This window comes from Caulobacter sp. 10L414 (assembly GCF_056395525.1).
In genome coordinates this window covers 38,138-47,243 of sequence record NZ_JBFTJR010000043.1, presented here as the reverse complement: position 1 = coordinate 47,243, position 9,106 = coordinate 38,138, and the positions used below count along the sequence as shown (strand labels likewise).

Sequence of the window (9,106 nt, the reverse complement as noted above, 5' to 3'; positions counted from 1 at the left end):
CTCCGGCCCTTCGGGCCACCTCCCCCAGAGGGGGAGGATCTATTGGCGCGAAGATGCTCCCCCTCTGGGGAGCTGTTGCGGAGCGACTGAGGGGGACCACTTGGCGCCGGCGCTGGCCCCCTCCGGCCCTTCGGGCTGCCTCCCCCAAAGGGGGAGGATCTCAGCTCAGCCCTTCGACGATCAGGTTGGGCAGCACCGCGTCGTCGAAATCGAGGCGGGGGCGGCCGATGCGGACGATGACCAGGTCGCGGGAGGGCGAGACGTAGACGCGCTGGCCCCCGAAGCCGTCGAAATAGACGAGGTCTTCGGCCAGGAACGCCGCGCCCTGCGGAGCGGCGTAGGCGGTGGAGGGGCCGTAGGCGCGCTTGCCGTCTTCGGCCGGGGCGGCGCGCCAGACCAGCAGGCCATAGGCCGGATTGAGCGGGTTCTGCGCGGTGATCGTCGAGATCCAGTCGGCCGGCAGCACCTGGCGGCCGTCGATCGCGCCGGCCCCGGCGACCAGGCGGCCCAGCTGCAGCCAGTCGCGGGCCCGGGCCTGCAGACCGGCGAAGAAGCGCGGCTCGCCGTCCTCGCGCTCGACCCACAGCCGGGCGTCGGCGCCGCCCATCGGCGTCCACAGCGCCTTGGAGAGATAGCTCGCCGCGTCGCCCAGGCCCTTGGCCGCGACGGCGCGCGACAGGGCCAGGCCCGCGGCCTGGGCGGCGACGTTGTAGTAGTCGAAGACCTCGCCGGACGGGCGCTCGGCCTGGACGGCGAGGGCCGTTTCGCTGATCCGGTCGCCCAGCATCAGGGCCAGCGCGACGGGGTCGCCCTTGTCGAGGCTGTGCACGGTCAGGCCGGAGCTCATGCCCAGCAGGTGGCGCAGCGGGATCGCGCCGCGCGGATCGTCGCGCCATTCGGCGAGGTAGAGGCCGACCGGGTCGTCGATCGAGGCGATGGCGCCGTCGCGGATCGCCGCGCCGTAGAGCAGGCCCAGCGCCGACTTATGCATCGAGAAGGTCTCGAACAGGCTGTCGGCGGTCACGTGCGGGGCATAGGACTCGTGCCGCAGAGCGCCGCCCGCGAAGACCAGCAAAGCGAGGCCGTCATGGGCGTCGGAAAAGGCCTGGGCGGCGTCGAGGGCGGCTTGGGAGACGCCGCCGGGGACCACCGGCGAGGCGTCGGGTGCGGCCGCGCCGGGCACCGGGCGCAGGGGGGCGTAGCCGTGGATCTCGTCCACGCCGCGTCCGTTCATCGTCGTCATCCCAAGCCCCTGAAAAGCATCCGTTACGAGCCGTGAACCTAGGCTCTAGCGCGGTTCGGAAGCGGCCGCGCGCGGGGGCGCCCGCACAGCGGATAGGTGTTCCGCGACCCCTGTGAATCGAGGGCGCGGGGGCTAGCGTCGAGGCTGGAATTCCAGCGTCCCGGGGAGTGCGCCATGACCTTCTTCGTCCGTTCGGTCGAACCTCAGACGGAGGGCGCCAAGGCCTTCCTCGCCAAGCGTCGCAAGCAGCTGTTCATCGGCGGCGCCTGGGTCGACGCGGCCGCCGGCGACACCTTCCCGACCAAGGACCCGGCCACCGGCGTCGTGCTGGCCGACATCGCCAAGGGCGGGTCGGCCGACGTGGATGCGGCCGTGGCCGCCGCGCGCAAGGCCTTCGATGGCGGCGAGTGGCCGTCTCTGACGCCGATGCAGCGCTCGCGCCTGCTGTGGACCCTGGCCGACCTGATCGAGGCCAATATCGACGAGCTGGCCGAACTGGAGACCCTCGACCAGGGCAAGCCGCTGTATGTCGGCCGCTGGGCCGAGATCCCGGGGGCGGTGAACCAGTTCCGCTACTACGCCGGCCTGGCGACGGCCATCGAGGGGCGGACGATCGACAGCTCGATCAACTACCAGCCGGCCGGCAAGCAGGTGGCCAGCTGGACCCTGCGCGAGCCGGTGGGCGTTGTCGCCGCCATCGTGCCGTGGAACTCGCCGCTGGTGCTGACCGCCATGAAGCTAGCGCCGGCCCTGGCCGCCGGTTGCACGGTGGTGCTCAAGCCCGCCGAGGACACCTCGCTGACCGCCGTGCGCCTCGCCGAACTCGTCCAGCAGGCCGGCTTCCCGGCGGGCGTGCTGAACCTGATCACCGGCCTGGGCGGCGAGGCGGGCGCGGCCCTGGCCGCGCACCCGGACGTCGACAAGGTGGCCTTCACCGGCTCGACCCCGACGGGGCGGGCGATCCTCGACGCGGCCAAGGGCAACCTCAAGAAGGTCAGCCTGGAACTGGGCGGCAAGTCGCCTGTGGTGATACTGCCGGACGCCGACCTCGACCTGGCCATCCCCGGCGCGGCCAACGCCATCTTCTTCAACGCCGGCCAGGTGTGCGTGGCCGGCTCGCGGCTGTACGCCCACCGCTCGATCTATGACCGGGTGGTCGAGGGGGTTGCGGCCCAGGCCAGGGGGCTGCAACTGGGCCACGGCCTGGATCCGGCCACCCACATGGGTCCGCTGGTCTCGCGCAAGCAGGCCGACCGCGTGGCCGGCTTCGTGGCCGGCGCGGCGGCGGCGGGCGCCGAGGTGCTGACCGGCGGCGTGCAGGGCGGCGACGAGGGGACGTTCGTGACGCCGGCCGTGGTGGCGCGGGTCACCCCCGACATGGCCATCGTCCGCGAGGAGGTGTTCGGCCCCGTGGTGGTCGTCCAGTCCTATGACGAGATCGACGAGGTGGTCGCCGCCGCCAACGACAGCGAGTACGGCCTGGCCGCCAGCATCTGGACCGAGAGCCTGTCGCACGCCCACCGCCTGTCGCGCCGCATCAAGGCCGGCACGGTGTGGATCAACTGCCACTCGATGTACGATAACAGCCTGCCRATCGGCGGGGTGAAGGCCTCGGGCTGGGGACGCGACAGCGGTCAGGTGGCGCTGGACGGCTACTTGGAATGGAAGACGGTCTGCGCGGTCGTCTGATGAGCCTGGACATCGTCGAGATCGCCGTCGGCGATCGCTCCATCGGATTGGCCGTGGCGCGGCCCGCCGGACCCGCCAAGGCTGCCATCGCCTTTTCGCACGGGGCCTTTTCGGCGCCGGGCAAGTACGCGGCCCTGCTGGAGGGCTGGGCGGCTGCGGGCCTGCTGGTCGCCGCGCCGATGCATGTGGACAGCACCGACCACCCGTTCCGGGAGGCCTACGACCAGGGCGCGGTCTGGCGCACGCGGCTGGAAGACCAGGCCGCGACCCTGGACTGGCTGGCCGGGCAGGGGAACTTGCCCCTCGCGGCCGCCGGCCACTCGTTCGGAGCCTTGCTGGCCCTGGCGGCCGGCGGGGCGGGCGTGCTGGCGCCGCCCGGCGCGCCGACCCTGGATCCGCGGGTCAAGGCCGTGGTCGCCCTGTCGCCGCCGCCCGCCACGCCGCCGCTGATCGGGCCGGAGGGCTTTGCCAGCATCGCCGCGCCGCTGCTGGTGCAGACCGGCGACGCCGACGTGCTGCCAGGCTTCGTCGACGACTGGCGCATGCGGCTGATCGCCTATGAAGCGCCGGCGCCGGGGAACCGCCACGCGCTGGTATTGCCCGGCGTCGACCACTATTTCGGCGGGCTGATCTGTCGGCCCGAACTGCCAGGGCCGGCCCAGGCGGCGGGTCTGGCGCAAGCTCTCGCGGCGTCGGCGGATCTGGTGCTGGCCCATGCTGCCGGCGACGCCGAGGCGGCCGCTCGCATCGCCGCCCGGTCGAGCGACGAGAGCTTCACCACCCGCTGACCGTTGTGCGGATAGCGGGTCCGAGGCGCCTTTCGGAGGCTCGGGTCGGGGTTAAAGTCCTTCATCGAAACAAGGTTTTAGAGGTGCCTCATGGACGCTCCGGCCCTGGCCCAACGCGGGCGCGCGTCGCTCGATTTCCAGGCGGGCATATCGAAGGCGACCTTCGGCCTGCACTTCGCCTCCGAGGCGGAACTGGCCATGAAGGGCGTCACGGCCCAGACCATGCCCGACGACATGGATGAACGCCACGCCCTGGTCGTCGAGACCTTGGCCGACTCCAAGATCTTCAAGATCCGCGAGCTGTTCGGAGAATGGGCCTCGCGCACCCACGGCGCCCACTGCGACGAAGCCTTCGAGGAGCGTCGCGCGGTCATCGAGCCGTACCTCAAGGCCCTCGACGAAGGTCCGGCCAGCTTGGACTACGGCGACGGCGAGACCCCGCCCAGCTACTGGAGCAAGGTCTGGTTCCACCGCACCACCGGCGGCTGGGACCACATCGACCACACCGGCTACGTTCACGGCGAGCTGGTGCACAAGCAGCTGGTGGCCCGCGGCTATGGCGGCGACATCTTCGGCCAGCGCCGGGCGGCCGCCCAGCAGGCCCCGCGCCGCGACTACAAGGAAATCCTCGATATCGGCTGCGGCTCGGGCCACTTCACCCAGGCCCTGCAGGAGACGTTCCCTGAAGCCCAGATCACCGGGATCGACTGGTCGGCCCGCATGCTCGAACAGGCCCGCCGCGTGGCCAACGAGAAGGGCTGGAACTGGAAGCTGATGGTCAAGGGCGGCGAGAACTCCGGTTTCGCCGACGAGAGCTTCGACCTCGTCACCACCTTCATCCTTTTCCACGAGGCGCCGCCGCGGATCATCAAGGCGGTTCTGGAAGAGGCGTTTCGGATGCTGAAGCCGGGCGGCGACATCATCATGGCCGACGTGCCGCGCTACGCCGAGATCGATAAGATGGCCTCGTGGCGCTACGACTACCTGGCCAAGTGGGGCGGCGAGCCCTACTGGCGCGCCTCGGCCAGCATGGACCTGATCCAGACCTGCAAGGACATCGGCTTCGTCGACGTCGAGGGCGCGACCCAAGCTCCGACCCATTCCTACTACGTGCTGCGCGCTCACAAGCCCGCCTGATCCTTCCGACAACGAGCGAGCGACATGAACGCGATGAACCAGAAGACCTTCGAGCGCCCGATCTCCGAGCCGGTGAACCGCCGGATGCTGACCGTCGACCAGATCGACGACCTGGGCGAGGCGATCCTGTCGCTGACCCGCGAGATCTGGGTGCTGACCGACCGCGTCCACGTCCTGGAGGCGGTGCTGGAAAGCCACGGCGTGCTGGCCAATGCGGAAGTCGACGCCTTCCAGCCGGGCCCGGAACTGCAGGCCCAACTGAACGCCAAGCGCGACGCCATCGTCCAGAACCTGATGCGCGCCCTGCGCGCGGCTCCCGAGGCGCGGAGCTGACGAAGTCCCCGCTGCAACTGCGCAGTGTGTAGCCTGGCGCGGTCCGAAAGGACCGCGCCTTTTTTTATTGGCTTGTGCGAGGGCGGCCCTTCTTGAAACCTCTTCCATGGGGAGAGGGAGGGGCCCGCGACGCAGGCGTGGGAGGGTGAGGGGATAAGCCGCTGGCGGTCCCATCCCCTAGCTCCCGCGCGGCCGACGTTTCTGATGTTCGATCGTGGATTTATCGGTGAGGGCGTAACCCCTCACCCTCCCAGGCTACGCCTGGGCCCCTCCCTCTCCCTCTGGGAGAGGTTTTCCGAGACTGGGAGAGGCTTGGGGCCTTACAGCCCCAGCGCCCCGGGGTTCATGACGCCCTTCGGATCCACCGCGGCCTTGACGGCCTTCACCAGATCCAGCGTCGGGGCCTCCAGCACATCCGCGTAGGGATAGAGCTTGCCCAGCTGGAAGTGCACGGCGCCGTGTTGGGCGTAGAGGTCGATGATCTGGCTCTTCAGCTTGCCCACGAAGGCCGTGGTCTCGGGGTCCTCGGCGTACTGCGGCAGGCTGGCCAGATGCTCGGCCGGCAGTACGCCGGCGTGGTAGGCGGTCTGCTCGCCGGGCCAGTAGAGGGCGACCTCGTAGAGGAAGCCGGACGGGCGCAGCACCTCGAACATGCCGCCGCGCCAGACGCCGCGGGCGGTCATCTCCTGCGCGTGGCTGGCGTAGAGGGCCTCGAGCGCCGCGTGGAAGGCGGCGACCTGGCTGTGGGGCAGGATGCCGTTCAGCGGGGCCCAGCGCTCGCCCTTGGGGCCGAGCACGTTGTAGAGCGGCGCGAACGGCATGCCGCGCACGATGGTCGGCATGGTGTTGGGGATCTCGACCCCCTCGGCCGTCATCAGGGTGCGCAGGCGGTCCAGTCGCGCCTTGGCCTCGCGGTCGTCCACCCCTTCGAGGATGTAGTGGACCATGTATTCGGCCTTGCGCAGGGCGCGATCGCCGGCCAGGGCCATCTTGCTGAGCTGCTTGACGCCGGCGACCAGCGACGGCGAGCTCTTCAGCACGGTCAGGGCCATCTGCACGACGGCGGCGTTGTCCTGGCGGGCGATCTGGCCCTGGGCCAGGGGCGCGTCGATGGCGAAGTGCTCGTCGTCGAGCGCCTCGACCGACGCCGCGCGCATGGCGCGGGCGAGGCTCGGCAGGTCTTCGAAGGCGAAGGACGCGCACTGGAAGGCGGGCTTCCTGGCGATCAGCGGCAGGGTGATGCGCGCCTTGATCCCCAGCGCGCCGCAGTCGCCCAGGAACAGGCCGCACAGATCGGGGCCGTACCAGCGGGCGAACGGCGAGGCGCCGCGGGCCGCCGAGCCGGTGCGCAGCAGGGAGCCGTCGGCGATCACGACGTCGACCGACACGGCCGACTCCGCCGAGCTGCCGTAGAGGCCCGAGCCGTGGCTGATGGCGTGCTGAGACATCGACCCGCCGATCGTGGCGGCCAGGCCCGAGAACGGGCCGAAGAACGGAGTGCGCAGGCCCAGCGGATCCAGCGCGTCCTTCAGCTGGGCCCAGGTGACCCCGGCCTCGACCGTGACATAGGCGTCGGTCTGGTTGATCTCGACGATGCGGGAAAGCGCGCCGGTGTCGATCAGCACCGTGTCGGTGCGGACGGCCAGATAGCCGTCGGTATAGGAGGCGCCGCCGCCGCGCGGGACGATGGCGACGCCGGCCGTAGCCGCTTCGCGCACGACCGCCTGAAGTTGCTCGACGTCGGCCGGGCGAACCACGGCCAGCGGCGTTTCCAGCGTGCGATAGACGTCGGTGGCGAAGGGCAGGGCGGCTTCGCCCGTCAGGACGCCGCCGGCGCCGACGATCGCCTCCAGGCGCGCGAGGAGGCCGGCGTCAGCCGGGGCGGTACGCGTCTTGACGGGCATAGGCTCTACTCAGGTTTGGGCGATGTCTTCGATGGTGGCGCGGAAGCGCTCGGCCGTGTCGGCCGCGGCGGCTTCCGAGGCGTCCTTGCGGGCCAGGTAGAACAGGCGACCCAGGAAGTCCTGGCGCCAGGCCTCGCGGGCCTCCAGGGCGGCCTGGTCGAGCTGCAGGGCCTCGATCTCGGCGGCGAGGTCCAGGCCCTTGGCGGCGTGGACGCGTTCGGCGCTGTCGAGACGGTCGTGCAGCACGGCCAGTTCGTTGGCCAGGACCATGATCATCGACATGGCCTGGTCGAGGCCCGGGGCCTCGTAGAACTGCGGGCGCTTGCCCTTGGCGTCGCGGATAACGTGCGGGCGCTCGGCCTGCGGAGCGTGGGCGTTCATCGTACTGTTTCCTCGAACTCTGCTCAGGCCTTGCGGGCGATCAGGACTTCCCAGCCGCCGCCGGGAGCGTATTCGCCGGCGGCGAACTCGCGGTCGGAGACCGCCGCGCTGGCGTCCTGGCTGTAGCCGGCGGCCTGCTGGGCGACGAACTCCATGATCGCCATCGGCGCGGTGTCGAACTTGATGGTTTCCGGCGGGAAGCCGGCGGCCTTGGCCAGCGCGACCTGGTCGGTCTCGCGCATGGCGCCCCAGAATGGTTCGTTGTTGTACCAAGTCTCGTTGTCGAGGATGAACTGGGTGAACGGATCCATGTTGTCGAACGGCGGCAGGTCGGCGTGGATCATGTAGCCGCCGGGCGCCAGCAGGCGGTGGCACTCCTTGAAGATGCGCGGCATGGCCTTGCCCGACGTCTCGTGCAGCAGGATGTGGCTGACGATCAGATCAAACGAGCCGTCCTCGAAGCGGGTCTCCTCGGCGTTCATCTGGGCGAAGTTGACTTCGAGGCCCAGACCGGCCGCGCGAGCATGCGCGTAGCGCACCTGCGGGGCGGCCACGTCGACGCCCCAGACTTCGGCCTCGGGGAACAGCTCCTTGTAGGGCAGGGTCGAGTGGCCCACCGTGCAGCCCAGATCCAGGATCCGCTTGGGCTTGAAGCCGTCGAGGCGGCGATTGACGTAGTTGCAGACCGAGCGACCCATGTCGTCGTTGAACGGACCCATATAGCCCATGGCGTAGAGATAGACGCCGCGGTCGTAGAGGGCGCCGGTCGAGATGTCGTTCGGGGCCACTTCGCCGGCATAGCCGCCGGGCATGCAGTGGATGTCGATCGAGGTGACGTAGCGCGGGGTGTCGAAGGCTTCGGGCACGTCGAGCTTGCCCTTGGCGGAAGCCGAAAGGTCGCGGGCCTTCTCGATCAGCTCGGGCAGCTCACGGTCGATCGTGACGTTGGTCGATTCCCAGAGCAGCTCCTGGGCGATGCGGTTGGCGGCCGCGTAGTGCTGGAAATAGAGGTCCTTGACCATGGCCGAGCGGATGTCGCGGCGGTCGGCGGGGGTGCGGCCATGCTCGCGCTCGAAGGCCTTGGCGGCGCGGACGCCGAACACGGGACCCAGGCCCGGCAGCAGACCCTGCTGGATGAACTGCTTGAAGCTCTTGGTGAATTCCTGGCGCGAGCCCTCGTCGTGGGTCGGCTTGGGCAGGATCGGGTGGTCGACCTGCTGGAAGGTGTTGAGCATCTCGGCGGACATGGCGGCCTCCAAACAGCCGGCCCGGAAGGGCGGCGCGAACTGAGGCTAATCTGAAGGGGACTGATCAGTCAAAATATTGCGTTCAGCGGATGCTCCGCTAGGCGGACAGCCTGGGTGGTAGGCAGGCGAGGGCTGTCGGCGGGCAGGGCGTGGGCGGACGCAGGGGAAGGGGAATGTTCGACTTCCCTCCCGTCATTCCCGCCCTTGTGGCGGGAAACCCTCTTTCAGCCGCAAGGGCGGGAGGGGCGGCGTGCTCAGCACGTCGCTAGCGCATCACGTGCGGGCGGAACCAGGGGTTCCCGCCACAAGGGCGGGAATGACGGGAGTATGGGAGGATGGGCGGCACCCGGTTCGGAGAGGGTAAAACCTCTCACCCTCCCACCG

The 9,106-nt window shown here is 69.9% G+C and carries 8 protein-coding genes; 4 read left to right on the top strand and 4 right to left on the bottom strand.

All coding sequences use genetic code 11. From position 1 onward, the window contains the following. Positions 1-160: 160 nt before the first annotated feature. Positions 161-1,234 carry a serine hydrolase domain-containing protein gene (locus AC1DCG_RS17225; protein WP_477029198.1) on the bottom strand — a complete coding sequence of 358 codons (1,074 nt, stop codon included), beginning with the start codon at positions 1,232-1,234 and terminating at the stop codon, positions 161-163. A 183-nt stretch (positions 1,235-1,417) separates the two neighbouring features. On the opposite strand from AC1DCG_RS17225, the gene AC1DCG_RS17220 reads away from it, so the two are divergent. The 4 genes from AC1DCG_RS17220 to AC1DCG_RS17205 all read left to right on the top strand — a co-directional run bounded on the left by AC1DCG_RS17220 (position 1,418) and on the right by AC1DCG_RS17205 (position 5,190). Next, positions 1,418-2,932, top strand: a complete 1,515-nt coding sequence (locus tag AC1DCG_RS17220; RefSeq protein WP_477029197.1) for an aldehyde dehydrogenase family protein — start codon at positions 1,418-1,420, stop codon at positions 2,930-2,932. Then, on the top strand, positions 2,932-3,720 hold the full coding sequence (locus AC1DCG_RS17215) for an alpha/beta hydrolase (RefSeq protein WP_477029196.1): 789 nt from the start codon (positions 2,932-2,934) through the stop codon (positions 3,718-3,720). Before AC1DCG_RS17220 ends, AC1DCG_RS17215 begins: the two co-directional genes overlap by 1 nt. Positions 3,721-3,810: 90 nt before the next feature. Continuing rightward, entirely contained in the window at positions 3,811-4,857 is a 1,047-nt protein-coding gene (locus AC1DCG_RS17210) for a class I SAM-dependent methyltransferase (protein ID WP_165256112.1), read from the top strand. Positions 4,858-4,881: 24 nt separating this feature from the next. Beyond that, positions 4,882-5,190: a hypothetical protein gene (locus tag AC1DCG_RS17205; protein WP_101718975.1), complete on the top strand. Its 309-nt coding sequence runs from the start codon at positions 4,882-4,884 to the stop codon at positions 5,188-5,190. Positions 5,191-5,510: 320 nt separating this feature from the next. Here AC1DCG_RS17205 and AC1DCG_RS17200 read toward each other — a convergent pair whose 3' ends face one another. Genes AC1DCG_RS17200 through AC1DCG_RS17190 form a run of 3 tightly spaced genes read right to left on the bottom strand, consistent with a single transcriptional unit; the run spans position 5,511 to position 8,722 of the window. Continuing rightward, entirely contained in the window at positions 5,511-7,094 is a 1,584-nt protein-coding gene (locus AC1DCG_RS17200; RefSeq protein WP_477029195.1) for an FAD-binding oxidoreductase, read from the bottom strand. A gap of 9 nt (positions 7,095-7,103) precedes the next feature. Beyond that, positions 7,104-7,475 carry a hypothetical protein gene (locus AC1DCG_RS17195; protein WP_165256106.1) on the bottom strand — a complete coding sequence of 124 codons (372 nt, stop codon included), beginning with the start codon at positions 7,473-7,475 and terminating at the stop codon, positions 7,104-7,106. Positions 7,476-7,498: 23 nt separating this feature from the next. Beyond that, complete coding sequence (locus AC1DCG_RS17190; RefSeq protein WP_477029194.1) at positions 7,499-8,722, bottom strand: class I SAM-dependent methyltransferase; 1,224 nt, start codon at positions 8,720-8,722, stop codon at positions 7,499-7,501. Between the last annotated feature and the right edge of the window lie 384 nt (positions 8,723-9,106).

Coding starts and splice junctions, on each gene's coding strand:
- AC1DCG_RS17225 (WP_477029198.1), bottom strand. CDS start 1,234: ATGAACGGACGCGGCGTGGACGAGATCCACGGCTACGCCCCCCTGCGC.
- AC1DCG_RS17215 (WP_477029196.1), top strand. CDS start 2,932: ATGAGCCTGGACATCGTCGAGATCGCCGTCGGCGATCGCTCCATCGGA.
- AC1DCG_RS17210 (WP_165256112.1), top strand. CDS start 3,811: ATGGACGCTCCGGCCCTGGCCCAACGCGGGCGCGCGTCGCTCGATTTC.
- AC1DCG_RS17205 (WP_101718975.1), top strand. CDS start 4,882: ATGAACGCGATGAACCAGAAGACCTTCGAGCGCCCGATCTCCGAGCCG.
- AC1DCG_RS17200 (WP_477029195.1), bottom strand. CDS start 7,094: ATGCCCGTCAAGACGCGTACCGCCCCGGCTGACGCCGGCCTCCTCGCG.
- AC1DCG_RS17195 (WP_165256106.1), bottom strand. CDS start 7,475: ATGAACGCCCACGCTCCGCAGGCCGAGCGCCCGCACGTTATCCGCGAC.
- AC1DCG_RS17190 (WP_477029194.1), bottom strand. CDS start 8,722: ATGTCCGCCGAGATGCTCAACACCTTCCAGCAGGTCGACCACCCGATC.